Source organism: Sphingorhabdus sp. (assembly GCF_041737645.1).
Lineage (GTDB): Bacteria > Pseudomonadota > Alphaproteobacteria > Sphingomonadales > Sphingomonadaceae > Sphingorhabdus_B.
The window spans coordinates 55,282-73,103 of sequence record NZ_JBGSRI010000033.1; the positions used below are offsets into that span (position 1 = coordinate 55,282).

At 54.6% G+C, this 17,822-nt stretch carries 16 protein-coding genes; 12 read left to right on the plus strand and 4 right to left on the minus strand.

Annotated features, from left to right (window positions below):
* The first annotated feature begins 31 nt into the window (after positions 1-31).
* Positions 32-1,378 carry a glutathione-disulfide reductase gene (gorA, locus tag ACEW72_RS04225; RefSeq protein ID WP_373475127.1) on the plus strand — a complete coding sequence of 449 codons (1,347 nt, stop codon included), beginning with the start codon at positions 32-34 and terminating at the stop codon, positions 1,376-1,378.
* On the opposite strand, the gene ACEW72_RS04230 is transcribed toward gorA, so the two are convergent.
* Genes ACEW72_RS04230 through ACEW72_RS04240 form a run of 3 tightly spaced genes read right to left on the minus strand, consistent with a single transcriptional unit; the run spans position 1,379 to position 4,383 of the window.
* Positions 1,379-2,014, minus strand: coding sequence for a glutathione S-transferase (locus tag ACEW72_RS04230; RefSeq protein WP_373475128.1), 636 nt, complete (start codon positions 2,012-2,014; stop codon positions 1,379-1,381).
* Entirely contained in the window at positions 2,011-2,949 is a 939-nt protein-coding gene (locus ACEW72_RS04235; RefSeq protein ID WP_373475129.1) for a rhodanese-related sulfurtransferase, read from the minus strand. The genes ACEW72_RS04230 and ACEW72_RS04235 overlap by 4 nt, the downstream gene beginning before the upstream one ends.
* Before the next feature lie 27 nt (positions 2,950-2,976).
* Positions 2,977-4,383 carry a short-chain fatty acyl-CoA regulator family protein gene (locus ACEW72_RS04240; protein ID WP_373475130.1) on the minus strand — a complete coding sequence of 469 codons (1,407 nt, stop codon included), beginning with the start codon at positions 4,381-4,383 and terminating at the stop codon, positions 2,977-2,979.
* Positions 4,384-4,521: 138 nt separating this feature from the next.
* Between ACEW72_RS04240 and ACEW72_RS04245 the strand changes: the two genes are divergently transcribed.
* The 8 genes from ACEW72_RS04245 to ACEW72_RS04280 all read left to right on the plus strand — a co-directional run bounded on the left by ACEW72_RS04245 (position 4,522) and on the right by ACEW72_RS04280 (position 13,595).
* Positions 4,522-6,048 carry an acyl-CoA carboxylase subunit beta gene (locus ACEW72_RS04245; RefSeq protein ID WP_373475131.1) on the plus strand — a complete coding sequence of 509 codons (1,527 nt, stop codon included), beginning with the start codon at positions 4,522-4,524 and terminating at the stop codon, positions 6,046-6,048.
* A 9-nt stretch (positions 6,049-6,057) separates the two neighbouring features.
* Entirely contained in the window at positions 6,058-6,318 is a 261-nt protein-coding gene (locus ACEW72_RS04250) for a hypothetical protein (RefSeq protein WP_373475132.1), read from the plus strand.
* Complete coding sequence (mce, locus tag ACEW72_RS04255) at positions 6,315-6,752, plus strand: methylmalonyl-CoA epimerase (RefSeq protein WP_373475133.1); 438 nt, start codon at positions 6,315-6,317, stop codon at positions 6,750-6,752. The genes ACEW72_RS04250 and mce overlap by 4 nt, the downstream gene beginning before the upstream one ends.
* 46 nt (positions 6,753-6,798) lie before the next feature.
* Entirely contained in the window at positions 6,799-7,581 is a 783-nt protein-coding gene (locus ACEW72_RS04260; RefSeq protein WP_373475134.1) for an enoyl-CoA hydratase-related protein, read from the plus strand.
* Positions 7,582-7,752: 171 nt separating this feature from the next.
* Positions 7,753-9,876: a methylmalonyl-CoA mutase gene (gene scpA, locus ACEW72_RS04265; RefSeq protein ID WP_373475135.1), complete on the plus strand. Its 2,124-nt coding sequence runs from the start codon at positions 7,753-7,755 to the stop codon at positions 9,874-9,876.
* Positions 9,873-10,880, plus strand: coding sequence for a biotin synthase BioB (bioB, locus tag ACEW72_RS04270; RefSeq protein WP_373475136.1), 1,008 nt, complete (start codon positions 9,873-9,875; stop codon positions 10,878-10,880). The genes scpA and bioB overlap by 4 nt, the downstream gene beginning before the upstream one ends.
* A gap of 218 nt (positions 10,881-11,098) precedes the next feature.
* Positions 11,099-13,120, plus strand: a complete 2,022-nt coding sequence (locus ACEW72_RS04275; RefSeq protein WP_373475137.1) for a biotin carboxylase N-terminal domain-containing protein — start codon at positions 11,099-11,101, stop codon at positions 13,118-13,120.
* 70 nt (positions 13,121-13,190) lie between these two features.
* On the plus strand, positions 13,191-13,595 hold the full coding sequence (locus tag ACEW72_RS04280) for an MAPEG family protein (RefSeq protein WP_373475138.1): 405 nt from the start codon (positions 13,191-13,193) through the stop codon (positions 13,593-13,595).
* On the opposite strand, the gene ACEW72_RS04285 is transcribed toward ACEW72_RS04280, so the two are convergent.
* Positions 13,592-14,365, minus strand: a complete 774-nt coding sequence (locus tag ACEW72_RS04285) for a cyclase family protein (protein WP_373475139.1) — start codon at positions 14,363-14,365, stop codon at positions 13,592-13,594. The genes ACEW72_RS04280 and ACEW72_RS04285 overlap by 4 nt on opposite strands.
* Before the next feature lie 111 nt (positions 14,366-14,476).
* Here ACEW72_RS04285 and ACEW72_RS04290 point away from each other — a divergent pair, with 111 nt between their 5' ends.
* From ACEW72_RS04290 to phaR, 3 genes are all read left to right on the plus strand, one after another.
* Complete coding sequence (locus tag ACEW72_RS04290) at positions 14,477-16,063, plus strand: MFS transporter (protein WP_373475140.1); 1,587 nt, start codon at positions 14,477-14,479, stop codon at positions 16,061-16,063.
* 30 nt (positions 16,064-16,093) lie between these two features.
* Entirely contained in the window at positions 16,094-17,134 is a 1,041-nt protein-coding gene (gene alr / locus ACEW72_RS04295; protein WP_373475141.1) for an alanine racemase, read from the plus strand.
* Between the two features lie 118 nt (positions 17,135-17,252).
* On the plus strand, positions 17,253-17,801 hold the full coding sequence (phaR, locus tag ACEW72_RS04300) for a polyhydroxyalkanoate synthesis repressor PhaR (protein WP_373475142.1): 549 nt from the start codon (positions 17,253-17,255) through the stop codon (positions 17,799-17,801).
* Positions 17,802-17,822: the final 21 nt, after the last annotated feature.

A 17,822-nucleotide genomic window follows, 5' to 3' on the forward strand; every position in this document is an offset into this window, starting at 1 on the left:
ACATTCCGGTCATAACTGAAAGAATAAGATAATGGCAGAATATGACTATGATCTGTTTGTAATCGGCGCTGGTTCAGGTGGCGTCAGGGCGGCTCGTATTTCCGCATCGCACGGCGCTCGTGTCGCCGTGGCCGAAGAATATCGTATTGGAGGTACCTGCGTCATACGAGGCTGCGTGCCGAAAAAGCTGCTGGTCTATGGTTCGCACTTTGCCGAAGATTTGGCCGATGCCAAACGCTTTGGCTGGAACACAGAAGGCGCGAGTTTTGACTGGCCGACGTTGCGCGACAATGTTGCTGCAGAGGTCGACCGGCTGGAAGGATTATATGGCGAGATATTTACCAACAATAATGTCGAGATATTCCATGAAAGGGCAGTAGTTTCGGGGCCGAATAGCATCCGCCTTGCTGGTGGTCGTGATATTTCTGCCAGATATATTTTGATTGCGACAGGCGCATGGCCGTCGATTCCCGATGTTCCAGGTGCGGATTTGGGTATCACATCGAACGAAGTTTTTCATTTACCCGAACTGCCCAAGCGAGCGGTGATTGCGGGCGCTGGTTACATCGCCAATGAATTTGCTGGAATATTCAACGAACTGGGCGTGGATGTGACCTTGGTCACGCGCGGCGACAAGATGCTACGCAGTTATGATCAGGAAATCGTTGAAAAGCTGGTGGGAATAAGCCGGGAAAAAGGCATCGATATACAGATGAACTTTCCGTTCAAAAGTGCTCTAAAACAGGAAGATGGCAGCATATTGATCGATGGCGGCGACGCGGGCATGATTGAAACCGACTTGCTGATGTGGGCCATCGGCCGCAACCCCAACAGCAAGAACCTTGGATTGGAAACGGCTGGCGTGGCGCTGGACAATAATGGGGCCGTTATTGTTGGAAGCGACAATCGCACGAATGTTCCAAGCATTTACGCAGTCGGCGATGTCACCAATCGCGTTCAATTGACGCCGGTTGCCATCCGGGAAGGTCATGCCTTTGCTGATAGCGTCTTTGGCAATGAGCCCCGTACAATAGATTACAGCTGCATACCGACGGCGGTGTTCAGCAATCCTCCTATTGCTTCTGTCGGGATCACTGAGGAGGAAGCAAATGCAACCTTGTCACAGGTAAAGGTGTATCGCAGCGATTTCAGGGCGATGAAAAACGTGTTGGCGGGTCGTAACGAACGGGCGCTCTACAAAATGGTTGTTGATGGCGAAACCGACAAGGTTGTGGGCTTGCATTTAATCGGCCCGGATAGCGGCGAAATCCTGCAAGCCGCCGCGATCGCAGTCAAGGCCGGGCTGACCAAGCAAGCGTTTGATGACACGGTCGCGCTGCATCCCAGCATGTCCGAAGAACTTGTCCTGATGAAATAATCATGGGAAGCAAATTTGCGGCGATGATGTATTCCACTGCGGGTAACGTTGCATAATGGTCTCAAAAAGCGTCGAGTTTTCGAGCCCATCCAGCCATTTTTTAATCCCGCTCAAGGGCTGGCCTTCAAACCAGAGCCGGTCGGTCTCGGCAAATTGTCGGACAAAGGGGAAAATGGCGATGTCCGTAAGGTTTACCGATCCGCCGCCGAGATAGGGTTTATCCAACAATATTTGGTTCAGCCGCTGCAAATGCACCAATGCTTCACCGCGAAAGGTTTCACCGTCGGGGAGACCATAACGATGCGGATATTTGTAGCGGTCCAACGCTTGCTTAAAAGGGCCGTCATTCGCGGAAATCAAATCGCCGTCGATATCGGAATGCCAGTTTTGCGGGTCATTTTGTGCCAACGCCCAATGCATGATATCGAGGCTTTCGTCCAGCACTTCGCCATCGCAGGTTACCAATACCGGCACAGTGGCTTTAGGGGATATTGCAAGCAACTCCGGCGGCTTGTCACGCAGGACGACCTCCCGCAACTCTAAGGCCAAACCGCTGACCGCCAAGGCCATCCGCGCCCGCATCGCATAAGGGCACCGGCGAAAGCTGTAGAGGATGGGCAAGGTGCCCAAGGTCAATCGCGTTTCAGGATGGCGCCAATGTGTCGCTGTCCCCTTTTTCGCGCCAAGGCAATTTGCTTTTGGCGTTCTGCGAAACGGTCGCGGTCTTCCTCGCTCCGAACATGATAACAGGCCGGGCAGGATATGCCTTCTTCGAAAAACGGCGACTGCTTGTCTTCGTCTGATATCGGATGGCGGCAAGCGCGGCATAATTGCTTGCTGCCCAATTCAAGCCCGTGCTTAACCGAAACCCGGTCGTCAAAAACAAAGCATTCGCCGTGCCATTTGCTATCTTGTTCCGATATAGTTTCAAGATAGCGCAAGATGCCGCCTTCAAGATGGAAAACATCGTCAATACCTTCCGCCTTCAAAAAGGCAGTCGATTTTTCGCAGCGTATGCCGCCGGTGCAAAACATCGCGAATTTGGTTTTGCCCTCTGACAGGCTATCTCTATTTTCACGGAACCATTGCGGAAAATCGCGAAAGGACTTGGTTCGGGGATCAACCGCCCCTTCAAAAGTGCCGATCGCGACTTCATAATCATTACGCGTGTCAATTAAGACGGTGTCGGGGTCGGAGATCAGGGCATTCCAATCCGCAGGTTGCACATAGGTACCAACCTCGCGCTTCGGATCAATGCCGTCGACACCCATAGTAACAATTTCCCGCTTTAGCCGGACCTTCAATCGATAGAATGGCATGATGTCAGCGTGGGAAAATTTAACGTCCAGATCAGCGCAGCCGGGAAGGGACTTTAGAAACGCCACCACATCATCAATAGCATTCGGGTTACCGGCTATGGTGCCGTTTATCCCTTCATGTGCGAGCAAAATCGTACCCTTTATGCCGTGCAATTCGCACCGTTCAGCAATTTGCGGCTGATATTCAGACGGATTTTCAAAATTTGCAAAGCGATAGAGCGCTGCAACTTTAATGGGATGAGGCTTCGACATGCCGCGCATATAGGCACAGCTAGCTTCTCAGGCAATCCGGTACGGCACCACATCGCGCCGGTCAGGATCAACTATGATTGCCCTGTCGCTAGGTGGAAATGCGCGTTGATCGCAATCGGCACGCGGACAGATACGACAGGACGCGCCAATAGGGGTCGCTGCGTGCAGGGAGGATAGATCCAAACCGTCGGCGTAGATGAAGTCCCGCGCATGCTCGATCTCGCAACCCAAAGCGACGGCGTATCGGCGGGGTGCGCGCGCGTAGCTGCCGGAAGGTTTTACGAGACCTTTGGCCATCGAAACATAGCGCACGCCATCGGGCGTCTCGGCGAGCTGAACCAATATGCGATCGGGTATAGCCACCGCTTCATGCACAATCCATAAAGGGCAAGCGCCACCGAAGCGGGCAAATTGCAGGCGGGTCGCACTGTGGCGCTTGGTTATGTTACCGGCCATGTCGACGCGACAGAAAAAGAAAGGCAGACCTCGTGCGCCAGACCGTTGCAATGTCGAAAGCCTATGGCAAGCCTGTTCAAAGCTGACCCCGAATACTTGGCGCAGCCGGTCAATGTCATGACGCAGGCTGCGCGCTTCCAACCGGAAACGGCCGTAAGGCATCAGCAATGCCCCTGCCGCATAATTGGCAAGTCCGGCAAACAACAATTGTCGAGATGAGGCGCTGCGTAACCCGGCGGTTTCAACAATAGCGGAAATATCGTCTTGCAAAGCAAGTGAGACCAATTGATGTGCAAGCTGAAACCTCTGGCTTTCGGCAGGTTGGCTTTGATCTATTACGAGTTGACCCGCCTCGTGATCGAATTGGCGCAGACCGGAATTGACTGAATATAACAACGATATCGCCAATGCCTCACGCAAATAACTCTCAATGCTTTCGGCCGACGGGGAAACAGATTTGCCCATTATACGGATCGCCAATTCTTCCGCCGCGCGGTCCAGCTGGTCGACATAATTGCCAGCCATATGGAACCAGTCGCGTACTTCTTCCCACGGCAAGCGGCTGCCCCCTGCATTCTCGCTGGACAAAGCCTCATCGACAATCTGCAACCGCTCCCCGGTTCGTCTATAGGCCGTGTGGAGCATTACAAATTGGTCAGCCAGAGCAGGTTGCTGTTCGGCAATGCGGGTCAGTTGATCGATCGACAGCGGTGTGGAAAACAAAGGATCGTTGGCGGCCTCACGCAGCGCAGCAAAGCGGTGTGTGGTGGTATCTTCCTCAAATTCTTGCCAATCCAGCGGGAAGTCACGTGACAGTATTTCGATTAGAGTCGCCGTTAAAGGCCGGTCATCATGCTCCAATTGCGATAGATAGGATACCGATATGCCAAGCAAAGCCGCCATTTCGGACTGCTTCAAGCCCCGACCATCGCGAAGCTTACGCAATTGCGATCCTGCAAAAATTCGCCGCTTTGCCAAGTTAAACCGCCGTTCCAAAATTACCCAATTGAGTTAAATGACATAGTTTGCAAATTATGACTTCGCAACTTTGCAAATTCACATTGGACTTTGTGCGTTACCTGACGCAAGAAAGTGCATTGATTTTGGGGGATTGCCATGTCGGCGAACATTGCGGAACTGGAAAAGCGGCGCGACGCGTCAAAACTAGGCGGCGGTCAAAAGCGTATTGATGCCCAGCACGCCAAAGGTCGGCTGACGGCGCGCGAGCGGATTGATATCCTGCTGGACGAAGGTTCGTTTGAAGAACTGGATGCTTATGTCGAACACAATTGCACAGACTTTGGCATGGCCGATCAGAAAATTCCGGGCGACGGCGTCGTAACGGGTAGCGGAACAATTAACGGCCGTCTGGTCTATGTCTACAGCCAGGATTTTACGGTTTTCGGGGGTTCGCTCAGCGAAGCCCATGCGATGAAAATCTGCAAAGTGATGGACAACGCCATGAAAGTCGGCGCGCCGGTTATCGGCATGAACGACAGCGGCGGCGCCCGCATTCAGGAGGGCGTGGCCAGCCTTGGCGGCTATGCCGAAGTATTCCAGCGCAATGTGCTGGCATCCGGTGTCGTCCCGCAGATCAGCCTCATCATGGGACCATGCGCGGGCGGGGCGGTTTACTCGCCCGCTATGACCGACTTCATCTTCATGGTGAAGGACAGCAGCTATATGTTCGTTACCGGTCCCGACGTCGTCAAGACCGTAACCAACGAAGTGGTTACGCAGGAAGAACTGGGCGGCGCAGTTTCGCACACCACCAAATCGGGCGTGGCCGACAATGCGTTCGAGAACGACATTGAAGCGTTGCTGTCGACCCGCGATTTCTTTGACTATTTGCCCGAGAACAACCGCATGGGCGTGCCCGAGCGGCCGACTGAAGATGCGTGGGATCGTATGGAGCCAAGTCTCGACTCGCTGATCCCGCCAAGCGCTAATCAGCCTTATGATATGCACGAGCTGATCCGCAAAACAGTCGACGAAGCCGAATTCTTTGAAATTCAGCCCACCCACGCGGCGAATATCATCATCGGTTTCGGCCGTATCGAGGGCCGCACGGTGGGGATCGTAGCCAATCAGCCCATGGTGCTGGCGGGGGTGCTCGACATCAACAGCAGCCGCAAGGCCGCGCGCTTCGTCCGCTTCTGCGATGCATTCGAAATCCCGATTATTACCTTCGTCGACGTCCCCGGCTTCCTGCCCGGCACCGCGCAGGAATATGGCGGCATTATCAAGCATGGTGCAAAACTGCTCTTTGCCTATGCCGAGGCGACCGTGCCCAAGATCACCGTCATCACCCGCAAGGCCTATGGCGGCGCCTATGACGTGATGGCGTCAAAGCATCTGCGCGGCGATTTGAACTATGCCTGGCCCACCGCCGAAATTGCGGTGATGGGCGCGAAGGGTGCCGTAGAAATCATCTTCCGCGGGCTATCGGCGGAGGAGCAGGCGGTTAAGACGGCGGAATATGAAGACCGCTTCGCCAACCCCTTCGTCGCGGCGAGCAAGGGCTTTATCGACGAGGTGATCTACCCGCACTCAACGCGGAAGCGAATTGCGCTGGGGTTACGGAAGTTGCGGAACAAGGCGTTGGAAAACCCTTGGAAGAAGCATGATAATATTCCGTTGTGAATTTTAGATATGGAATGGGTTTGGGCGTTTTGCGGACTTCTAATGGGCTTGGCCATGGGCGGCTCGGCGGCATCTATATGGAAAACCGTTGGGAAATGGCAGGCGAAAGGTGAGATAAACTACGGAATGGGGCCCATCATCCGAAAAAATAAGAACGCACTTGCATTCAATTTCAATTGCCTTTGGCATAGGTTTTTTGCTGTTTTTTTCGGTGCGGTGGGAGTTTTTGGGTTTGTTGTAATGTTCGGATGGATTTGGAAAGCACTATGAAACTAGGTCGTCTCAACCATATTGGCGTCGCGACGCCTTCCATTGCGGACAGCATCGTCTTTTACCGCGACGTGATGGGCGCAACGAAAATCCATGAGCCGTTCGACCTACCCGATCAGGGGGTAAAGGTCTGCTTTGTCGACACGCCCGGAGCCGACGGCGCGATGAATGGAACACAGATCGAACTGATCGAGCCGCTGCCGGGCAATGCCTCCATCGCAGCGTTTCTTGAGAAGAACCCAGCGGGCGGGCAGCATCATGTCTGTTACGAAGTGCTCGATATCCACGCCGCCAAGACCGAGTTCGAAGCGATGGGCAAGCGCGTGCTGGGCGAGCCACGCATCGGCGCACACGGGACGCTGATTTTCTTTGTGCATCCTAAAGATATGCAGGGTGTGTTGACCGAGATCATGGAAGTGCCGGAGGGGCATTGACTGCACAAACCCTCTCCCGTCGGGAGAGGGGATTAGGGAGTAAAGAATGACCTACGAAACCATCCGCCTCGACATTGCGGATAATATAGCAACCATCACCCTCAACCGCCCCGAGCGGCTGAACGCGATGGGGCCGCAAATGGCGGACGAGATCAGCGAGGCGCTCGACAATCTGGACGGCGCACGGGCGTTGATTATCACCGGCGAGGGCAGGGCATTTTGTTCGGGTGCGGACTTGCAGGCACGGGGCGGGGCGGCGGCCTCGGGTGCTGGCGGCCCTTATGGCGCACTGACCCGGAGCTATAATCCGACGATGGTCAAACTGTCGAAGCTGAACATTCCGATCATAACGGCGGTCAATGGTCCTGCGGCGGGTATCGGGTGCAGCCTTGGCCTGTGCAGCGATTTCGCTATTGCGGGCAAATCGGGATATTTCCTGCAAGCCTTCGTAAATATCGGCCTCGTCCCCGATGGCGGTGCAAGCTGGATGTTGCCGCGCCTGATCGGCAAGGCGCGGGCGACGCAGATGATGATGCTGGGCGAGAAAATCGGCGGCGAGCAGGCCGCGGATTGGGGATTGATTTACAAATGCGTCGAGGATGCCGATTTGATGACCGAAGCCCGCGCCTTGGCAACCAAGCTTGCGAATGGCCCAACGTTAGCGTTAGGTTTAATGCGCCAGAATATCGCGAGCGCGCTTGAAATGGATTATGCCAGCGCGCTCATCCGCGAGGCTGAGGCGCAGAAAATAGCTGGCGAAAGCGCCGATGCGCGCGAAGGTGGCATTGCGTTTTTGCAGAAGCGCAAAGCGGAGTTTAAGGGGGCTTAACCCTTCTCCATTGGGAGAGGGTTGCGCAGACTTGCAAACTCGTTTGCTAGTCGAAGCTGGGTGAGGGGTTCCGCTCTATCGAAAGGGCACACCCCCTCACCAACTACAACTAGCCAGCAAGCTGGCAAGTTTTTGTATCCTCTCCCAACGGGAGAGGGGGATAAGGGTGAAATGACAAGTTACGACGACTGGAAAAAAGCGGCTGACAAAGAGGTCAAAGGCAAGGACCTGACCTGGCACACGCCCGAAGGCATATCCGTGAAGCCGCTCTATACGGCGGAGGACGCTGGCGACCCCGGCTTGCCCGGTTTTGCCCCGTTCACACGCGGCGTGCGCGCGTCGATGTATGCAGGGCGTCCTTGGACTATTCGCCAATATGCTGGTTTTTCAACTGCCGAAGAATCTAACGCTTTTTACCGCCGCAATCTGGCCGCGGGTCAAAAGGGTTTATCCGTTGCCTTCGATCTCGCCACGCACCGTGGCTATGACAGCGACCATCCGCGCGTTGTCGGCGATGTTGGCAAAGCTGGTGTCGCGATAGATTCCGTCGAGGATATGAAAATCCTTTTCGACGGTATCCCTCTCGACCAGATGTCGGTTTCGATGACCATGAACGGCGCGGTCATTCCTATCCTGGCTTTCTTCATCGTCGCAGGCGAAGAGCAGGGCGTTTCACAGGCGCAGCTCGACGGGACCATCCAGAACGACATTCTCAAGGAATTCATGGTCCGCAACACCTACATCTATCCGCCGGAACCATCGATGCGGATTGTGTCAGATATCATTGCATACACCAGCGCAAACATGCCGAAATTCAACAGCATCTCGATCTCGGGCTATCATATGCACGAAGCCGGGGCGACAGCAGTGCAGGAGCTCGCGTTCACGATCGCTGACGGCAAGGAATATGTGCAGCGCGCGATGGAAAGCGGACTGGATATAGACGCCTTTGCTGGACGTTTGAGCTTCTTTTTCGGCATCGGCATGAACTTCTTCATGGAAGTGTCGAAACTGCGTGCCGCGCGGACATTGTGGCATCGTGTCATGGACGGCCTCGGCGCAAAAGACGAGCGGTCCAAAATGCTGCGCACCCATTGCCAGACATCGGGCGTGTCACTGCAGGAGCAGGATCCCTATAACAATGTTGTCCGCACAACGATCGAGGCGATGGCCGCGACCTTGGGTGGCACGCAGAGCCTCCATACCAATGCGCTGGACGAAGCCATCGCATTGCCGACGGAATTCTCGGCACGTATAGCCCGCAATACGCAGATCATCCTGACCGAAGAAACCGGCATCACGAAGGTTGTCGATCCGCTGGGCGGCTCGTATTATGTCGAGGCCTTGACCGCCGAACTGGTCGACCAGGCTTGGAAGATTATCGGCGAAGTCGATGAACTCGGTGGCATGACCAAGGCGGTTGCGTCCGGCATGCCCAAGCGCCTGATCGAAGAAGCCGCTGCTGCGCGTCAGGCACGCGTGGACAAAGGCGAGGACGTCATCGTCGGCGTAAATAAATACCGGCTCGAAACCGAAGAGCATTTGGACACGCTGGAAGTTGACAACGACATGGTCCGGCAGGGTCAGATCACCCGGCTCGCCAAGATGCGTGCGTCACGCGATGGGGCGGCATGTCAGGCTGCATTGGCGGCTCTGACTGAAGGCGCAAAATCTGGCTCAAACGTTCTGGCGCTCGCTGTGGTCGCTGCCCGTGCCCGAGCATCGCTCGGCGAAATATCCGATGCAATGGAGGCGGTGTTTGGCCGTTATGGCACGACACCAACGCCGGTCACGGGCATATATGGCAGTGCCTATGAATTTGATAAACGCTGGGCTCAAGTCATCGAAGGCGTAAAAGCCGTTGAACGCCGTTTGGGCCGTAAACCCAAATTGCTCGTCGCCAAGATGGGACAGGACGGGCATGATCGCGGGGCTAATGTCATATCGTCTGCTTTTGGGGATATGGGTTTTGACATAGTCTCGGGGCCACTGTTCCAGACACCAGAGGAAACGGTGGTGCTGGCGCTTGAAAGCTCGGTCGATGTGGTCGGTGCATCGTCGCTTGCGGCGGGTCACAAGACGCTGATCCCCGAACTCATCAAAGGCCTGCGGGAAGCGGGGCGCAGCGACATCAAGGTTATTGCAGGCGGCGTCATTCCGCCGCAAGACTATGATTTCTTGCGCGATGCCGGTGTGCAGGGCATTTATGGACCCGGCAGCAATGTCGTCGAGTGCGCGGCCGATGTGCTGCGCATGCTAGGCCATAATATGCCGCCTTTGGGAGAAGCCGCTTGACCGTCCGTACCGACTGGACCCGCGAAGAAATCGCAGTCCTATTCAACCTCCCGTTCGACGAGTTGGTCTTTCAGGCCGCGACCGTCCACCGCGCGCATCATGCCGTGGGACAGATCCAGCTTTGTACCTTGCTTAGCATCAAAACCGGCGGTTGCCCCGAAGATTGCGGCTATTGCTCGCAATCGGTGAAGGCCGACAGCGGGGTCGAGGCTACAAAGTTGATGGATGTGCAGGCGGTGCTGCAAAAGGCGGCGCAGGCGGCGGATAATGGCTCGCGCCGGTTCTGCATGGGCGCGGCGTGGCGCAACCCCAAGGACCGCGACATGCCTGCGATTGTTGAAATCGTCAAAGGCGTGCGGCAGATGGGCATGGAAACCTGCATGACGTTGGGGATGCTGACGCCAAGCCAAGCCGATATGCTGGCCGAGGCAGGGCTCGATTATTACAACCACAATATCGACACCTCGCCCGAGCGCTATAACGAGATCATCACCACGCGAACGATGGACGACCGGCTTGATACGCTAGCCGAGGTGCGGCGTGCTGGTATCAATGTGTGCAGCGGCGGCATTGTCGGCATGGGCGAAACCCGCTCTGACCGGGTGGGCTTCATCCACACGCTGGCGACCTTGCCGCAGCATCCCGAAAGTGTCCCAGTCAACGCACTGGTGCCGGTGAAGGGAACGGTGCTTGGCGACATGCTCGCCGATACGCCGCTGGCGAAGATCGACGATATCGAATTCGTCCGCACGATTGCCGTGGCGCGCATCACGATGCCGATGAGCATGGTTCGGCTTAGCGCGGGGCGCGAGTCAATGTCCGAGGCGACGCAGGCATTGTGCTTCATGGCAGGCGCGAACAGCATCTTCACCGGTGACAAGCTCTTGACCGCGGCCAATGCAGGCGACGACAAGGATGCGGCGATGCTGGCGAAGCTGGGGCTGGTGCCGATGGAGGCGGAGGAGCCGCTCAGGGCGTGCAAGGCGCTGGAGGCTGCGGAGTGAAGTTGCCAAAGTTGCTCACCACACTATCGGTTTTTGTAAGCCTATGCTGGCTTGGGTGGTCATACGCCATGTATCAAATGCTAGTGAGTGGCGATTGTAGCTATATGGATACTGAAGAATGCCGCGCACGGTTGCGTTTCGAACCTGCTGTTATTTTCTGGCGCTACCTCGCTGTCCAACTCGTAATTCTAATTCCTCTGTTCGTTCGGAAACGCTAAATGTTCAAAAAAATCCTGATTGCAAACCGTGGCGAAATTGCCTGCCGCATTATCAAGACCGCTCGCCGCATGGGGATCGCGACTGTCGCGGTTTATTCGGATGCCGATGCGCGCGCGCCTTTTGTGGTGATGGCCGACGAGGCGGTGCATATCGGGCCTTCGCCTGCCGCGCAGTCTTATTTGCTGGCGGACAAGATTATCGCCGCGTGCAAGCAAACCGGCGCGGAGGCCGTGCATCCGGGCTATGGTTTCCTGTCCGAACGCACCAGTTTTGCCGAGGCGCTAGCCGCAGAGGGCATCGCTTTTGTCGGCCCGCCGGTGAATGCGATTGCTGCGATGGGGGACAAGATCGAGTCCAAGAAGCTGGCGATGAAGGCGGGCGTCAATGTCGTGCCCGGCTTTGTCGGCGAGATTGACGATACCGAACATGCGGTGCGGATTTCGGCAGAAATCGGCTATCCGGTGATGATGAAAGCCAGCGCCGGTGGCGGCGGCAAAGGGATGCGGCTTGCCTATAATGAGGCGGACGTGCGCGAGGGTTTCGAGGCGACTAAGCGCGAGGGGCTAAACTCGTTCGGCGACGACCGCGTGTTTATCGAGAAATTCATCCTCAACCCGCGCCATATCGAAATCCAGATATTGGGCGATCAGCATGGCAATATCCTGTATCTGAACGAACGCGAATGTTCGATCCAGCGGCGGCACCAAAAGGTTGTCGAGGAAGCGCCTTCGCCGTTCGTTACGCCCAAGATGCGCCAGGCGATGGGCGAGCAATGCGTCGCCTTGTCGCGCGCGGTGGGCTATTATTCGGCAGGCACCGTCGAGCTGATCGTCTCAGGCGCGGACCCGAGCGGCGAGAGTTTCTACTTCCTTGAAATGAACACGCGGTTGCAGGTCGAACATCCGGTAACCGAATGCATCACCGGGATTGATCTGGTCGAACAGATGATCCGCGTTGCCGCTGGCGAGAAGCTCAGCATGACTCAGGACGATATCAAGATCGACGGATGGGCCATCGAGAACCGCGTCTATGCCGAAGACCCTTATCGCGGGTTTCTGCCGTCGACCGGGCACCTGACACGCTATCGCCCGCCGGTCGAGGGCTGGACCGACGACGGCGCTGAAAACGGCCGGCGTGGTATAGAAGGCATCCGCGTCGACGATGGCGTCTACGATGGCGGCGAAGTGTCGATGTTCTACGATCCGATGATCGCCAAGCTGGTTACCTGGGGTCCAACGCGCGACGACGCCGCCGACCTGCAGATCGCAGCACTGGACCGTTTCGAAATTGAAGGCCTTGGCCACAATATCGATTTTGTCAGCGCGATCATGCAACATCCGCGGTTTCGTTCTGGAGAACTGACAACGGGCTTCATTGCCGAAGAATATCCCGACGGTTTCCATGGGGCGGCAGCAGATGCCAGCTTGATCAAGTCACTCTCCGTGATTGCGGGATTTATTGCCACGGCGGAGGCGGATCGTGCCCGGCATGTTGACGGGCAACTGGGCGGAACCCTGCCGCCACCATCCCGATGGCAGGTGAAAATCGGCGACGCGGTTCACGACATCGCAATGGATGACGGCGCGATCAGTGTCGACGGTGAAGATTTTGAACTGTCTATGGAATATGTACCGGGCGATCGTCTGGTCATAGCCGAAGTCAACGACGACGAACTGGCCGTCAAGATCACAAAAACCCGCACCGGGTTCAAACTGACGACACGCGGTGCAAGCCATATGGCGCGTGTCTTGCCGGGCCATGTCGCTCATCTCGCATCGCACATGATCGAGAAAATTCCGCCAGACCTGTCCAAATATCTCATCTGCCCGATGCCGGGGCTGATAACGGCGGTACACGTGTCAGTTGGCGACAAGGTCGAAGCAGGGCAGCCGCTTGCAATTGTTGAAGCGATGAAGATGGAAAACATCCTGCGCGCCGAAAAAGCGGGCGTCGTGAAAAGCGTCAATGCAGCGGCAGGCGAAAGTCTCGCTGTAGACGCGATCATTCTCGAGATGGAATAGGGCAGTCCTTGCTTGAGCCAAGCGGTCCGGTCTGGCATCATGCAGCCAGTTGTCCGGAGGGGAAGAGCATATGACGTTACCTGTCACCGCATTTGTCGCAGCGATCTGCGCGATCATGTTGTTGATTACCGGAGTCGACACCGTCCGACACCGTATGCGGAGCAAGGTCCCATTCGGCGACAACAACGACCCACTGATCATCAGTGCCAGTCGGAGTCATGGGAACCTCGCCGAACATGCACCCATCGTTATTCTGCTTATGGCTTTCCTTGAGATGAGCCGCGCTGAACATATCGCACTACTGGCAATTGGCGCGCTGTTTCTCGCAGGCCGTATAGCCCATATTATCGGTTTATACGCCAAGGTTGAACCGGGCAAACCTCCCTTGCCACGCAGTATCGGCGTTATCGTAACTTGGCTCACATTGGCGGTTCTGAGCGGCTGGACTTTGTGGATGCTTGCCCTGCGTAATTAGGGATCTTGTAATATTGCTACGGCCCTTATCCATCCTGCACTCGCCCGTTCAATTTTGATCGGAAAGCAACTCAGCGTCCAGCCAAATGCTGGCAAACTTGTAAGGTTGGTCAATTTTTCAATCTGGTAATAAGGATTGATCCGTCCCGCCTTATGCCCTTCCCAGATTATCGAAGGGTCACGGCTTTCTGCCCACCGCTTTGCTGTATAGCTGAACGGTGCGTCCCAACTCCAAGCGTCTGTGCCAACAACCTGAACGCCTCGCTCGGTCAGATAGAGCGTAGCTTCTTCTCCCATGCCACAGCCTTGGTCTGTAAAATTTTCAGTTCCATAAACAGCGCCAGACTGGACCAGCACAATATCAAGTGGCTTCAATATATATTCAATCCGGTTTAGCTCTGCCTCAACTTCGGCTGCCCCGATTACATATCCTGTAGGCATGCCAGAGAAATCAAGTTTTACGCCCGGTCGGAAAAACAGTTCGAGCGGCGCTTCGTCAATCGAAGGGGCGGGGGTTGCCCCGCTATCGGTAGTTGAGTGAAAGTGCCACGGTGCATCCATATGGGTGCCGTTATGGGTGCTAAGCGAAAGACTCTCAACGGCCCAGCCTTCCCCATCGGGCAAGTCATCACGTGTCAAACCCGGAAAAAACATGGCGATCTGTTCCCACGTCTTTTCATGGGTCATATACGTAATCTGAGGCTGCATGATCGGCGGATCGGATATGACATCATTGGTGATCGGTATTGATAAGTCGATGAAACGGGTCACGTGGCACTCCTTGAACGTCGACTTTCGCCCGCTTTTGGAAAAGCATAACAAGCCGCTTGAACCTGACGACATTGGCTATAAGACATCGGAAGAAGTTTGGAGAGGGAAAATATGGAAAATGCTGCAATCGGCGAAGTCACGCTTGATCCAAAGCGTGATAGGTTGGTCATTACCGCATCGTCTCTGGGAACGGTGTTCGAATGGTATGACTTTTTCGTCTACGGCATTTTAGCCGCGCTCATTGGCAAATTGTTTTTTCCCGCCGACAACCCAACCGCTGCAACATTGGCATCGCTTGCAATTTTCGGTGCAGGTTTTGGAGTTCGTCCTTTTGGTGCGATATTATTCGGATATTTCGGCGATAAGATCGGCCGCAAATATACGTTTTTGGTCACCATTACACTTATGGGTGTTGCAACCGCAGCAATCGGTTTGTTGCCAACGTTTGAAACGGCGGGGATCTGGGCAGCGGCATTGCTGCTACTGATGCGCTGTTTGCAGGGGCTTGCCCTTGGCGGCGAATATGGCGGTGCAGCGATTTACGTCGCCGAACATGCGCCCAATGGCAAGCGCGGCCAGTATACCAGCTGGATACAGGTGTCGGTAGCAGGCGGGTTCCTGCTCGCGGTGATCGTCGTGCTTATTACCCGTAACTCCATGAGCACTGAGGCATTTGAATCCTGGGGCTGGCGTGTACCGTTTTTGACTTCAATCCTGCTGCTGGCAATTTCGCTCTATATGCGGTTGAAGCTGTCGGAGAGCCCCGTGTTCAAGGCAATGAAGGCCGCAGGCACGACGTCCAAAAATCCGTTTGTCGACAGTTTCAAATATCCTGGGAATGTCGGCCGTATATTGGTTGCCTTGTTCGGGGTGGCAGCTGGTTTGACGGTGATTTATTACACCTCTCAATTCGGGACATTGTATTTTCTAACCGGGACTGCACGAGTGCCAGAGACCGACGCGTTGCTTTATATGGCGGTAGGCGCGGCGTTGGCGGCACCGACCTTTGTTGCGTGTGGGTGGCTGTCCGACAAATGGGGTCGCAAGCGGCTTCTTCTTCTGGGATATGCCCTGTCGATTGTTGGCGTTTTCCCTATCTTCTGGATGATGGCAGATGCGGCAAACCCTGCGCTTGCAAAGGCCACAGCCACCAATCCAGTTACGCTTTCAATGCCGGAGTGCGATTTCAATGCGCTCAATCGGGTGCATACATCAGAATGCGCGAAGGCGCTTAACTTTCTGACCAAGCGCGGGATCGCCTATAGTAAGCAACTGTCAGGAACGGTGTCATTGGAGGTTGGCGAAGCCAGGCTGCAGGGCTTTGATGAAAAGGCCTATGTCGTAGCGCTTGAACAGGCCGGTTATCCCGACAAGTCGGACCCTGCACAACGAAGCCCGTGGAAAATTATTCTCGCGGTTTTCCTGATGGTCGCGCTATCCGGGATGACCTACGGCCAAGTGGCGGCGATTTTGGTCGAAATGTTCCCCGCCAAAATCCGTTACACATCAATGTCGATACCTTATCACATCGGCGCGGGCTATTTCGGTGGGTTCTTGCCCTATATATCGCAATATATCGTAGCCCAGACCGGGCAACCCTTTTCCGGTCTGTGGTACACCGTGGCGGTCACTGCTATGGCTTTCGTAGTGTCATTGATATGGCTTCCGGAAACGTCTGGCCTAACGGAGCTGGATTGACAGTTTTGCCCGCGCAGGCGAAGGGCAGGGATGGTTGAATTTTCCTCCCCGCTGCGCTTGCATCTTGATGGAAATGCGCTGGTTGCCAATTGGCGTATCTTGAAATCTCAGGGTAAAGCCGCGTGCGGTGCTGCGGTCAAAGCGAACGGTTATGGTCTTGGCGCACGCGATGTTGTAATACGTCTGCGGGACGCTGGATGCAGGGATTTCTTTGTTGCACATTGGAACGAAGCGTTGGAGATCGCCGATTTGGTCCCGCCCGACTGGATTGCAGTTTTGAACGGAATCGATACGATCAACATAGCGGCGGTCAAAGAACTCGGCGCAATTCCCGTACTCAATACTCCTAAACAAGTTGCGATGTGGAAAGAGTCTGGTGGCGGGAAATGCCATGTGATGATCGATACCGGCATAAACCGGCTTGGCATTGGCCGGGACCAGATTTCAGATGAGCTGCTTGCCGGGTTAGACATCGATATTTTGATGTCGCATTTGGCATCGGCTGATGAAGATTGCCTGCAGAATTCGGAGCAATTGCGGCGTTTTCAGCAACTAGTGAGCCAGATAAAGGCTAACCGGTATAGCCTTGCCAACAGCGCAGGGGTGTTTCTAGGTCATGACTATCATTTCGATCTCGTTCGGCCTGGGCTTGGATTATATGGTGGCGTATCCCGCCCCGAAATGAATGCGAAGATTGTTCCGGTCATGCAGCTGAAGTCTCGGATTTTGCAGACCAGATGGCTACAGCCGGGCGAAACTGTCGGATATAATGCGACCTACGTCTGCACCACCCTGACCAAAGTCGCGACTTTGTCCATAGGATATGCCGACGGATATTTGCGCCTGCTTGGTGGAAATGGAAGCATCGCCGTGCAAAATATAACCTTGCCCGTCATCGGTAGGGTCTCGATGGATTTGGTCACCATCAATATTTCCCAACGCCCCGAACTTGAAGAGGGTGATTGGGTTGATGTCACATATGATCTGCAAAAAAGTAGCTTAGGCACCTCATTGTCACAATATGAATTGCTGACCAATTTGGGGAATAGATTTGATCGGATTTGGGTCTAGCATCTATAAATTTAAGTGTCTTTTTAGATGGGCAATCGATCATGTGATCGGTGCATGTTGCAGTGCATGATAAACTAGTGCTACTGCCATCTAGACTATACCGAAAGGAACACGGTTCATGGCACGCGCAGCCAGCAAAAATGGTGATGGCCCGATCATCATCAAAAAATACGCCAACCGGCGGCTGTATAATACGCATTCTTCAAAATATATAACACTCGATTTTCTTGCTGATTTGACCAGAAAAGATATTGATTTCAAGGTCTTGGATGCAAAAACAAATGATGATATCACACATGGTGTGCTGACCCAGATCATCATGGAAGAAGAAAATAGCGGACAGCAGATGTTGCCAGTCGGTTTTTTGCGCCAGCTTATTTCAATGTATGGCGATTCCATGCAAGGCATGGTGCCGCAATTTCTGGAAAGCTCGATGGATAATTTCCGAAAGAACCAAAAACAGGTTCAGGAAGTCATTGAAACCGCTATAACATCTGGTCCATTTGGTCATATTGCAAAGCAAAACATTGAATTCATGCGCACTGCCAGAGAAGCGCTCATGCCAAATTTGACTGGCAAAAAAGCAGAAAAAGCAGAAAGCCTCGCTGAGTTGAAACAACAAATGGCGGCTTTGCAGGAAAAGATCGACAAGCTTTCTGTCGACTGAAAGTTGATATAATTCATATAA

Excerpts from the sequence above, each read along its gene's own strand:
- alr (WP_373475141.1), top strand. The coding sequence starts at position 16,094 with ATGGTTGAATTTTCCTCCCCGCTGCGCTTGCATCTTGATGGAAATGCG.
- ACEW72_RS04250 (WP_373475132.1), top strand. The coding sequence starts at position 6,058 with ATGGAATGGGTTTGGGCGTTTTGCGGACTTCTAATGGGCTTGGCCATG.
- ACEW72_RS04235 (WP_373475129.1), bottom strand. The coding sequence starts at position 2,949 with ATGTCGAAGCCTCATCCCATTAAAGTTGCAGCGCTCTATCGCTTTGCA.
- ACEW72_RS04275 (WP_373475137.1), top strand. The coding sequence starts at position 11,099 with ATGTTCAAAAAAATCCTGATTGCAAACCGTGGCGAAATTGCCTGCCGC.
- phaR (WP_373475142.1), top strand. The coding sequence starts at position 17,253 with ATGGCACGCGCAGCCAGCAAAAATGGTGATGGCCCGATCATCATCAAA.
- mce (WP_373475133.1), top strand. The coding sequence starts at position 6,315 with ATGAAACTAGGTCGTCTCAACCATATTGGCGTCGCGACGCCTTCCATT.
- ACEW72_RS04245 (WP_373475131.1), top strand. The coding sequence starts at position 4,522 with ATGTCGGCGAACATTGCGGAACTGGAAAAGCGGCGCGACGCGTCAAAA.
- gorA (WP_373475127.1), top strand. The coding sequence starts at position 32 with ATGGCAGAATATGACTATGATCTGTTTGTAATCGGCGCTGGTTCAGGT.
- ACEW72_RS04260 (WP_373475134.1), top strand. The coding sequence starts at position 6,799 with ATGACCTACGAAACCATCCGCCTCGACATTGCGGATAATATAGCAACC.
- scpA (WP_373475135.1), top strand. The coding sequence starts at position 7,753 with ATGACAAGTTACGACGACTGGAAAAAAGCGGCTGACAAAGAGGTCAAA.
- ACEW72_RS04280 (WP_373475138.1), top strand. The coding sequence starts at position 13,191 with ATGACGTTACCTGTCACCGCATTTGTCGCAGCGATCTGCGCGATCATG.
- ACEW72_RS04290 (WP_373475140.1), top strand. The coding sequence starts at position 14,477 with ATGGAAAATGCTGCAATCGGCGAAGTCACGCTTGATCCAAAGCGTGAT.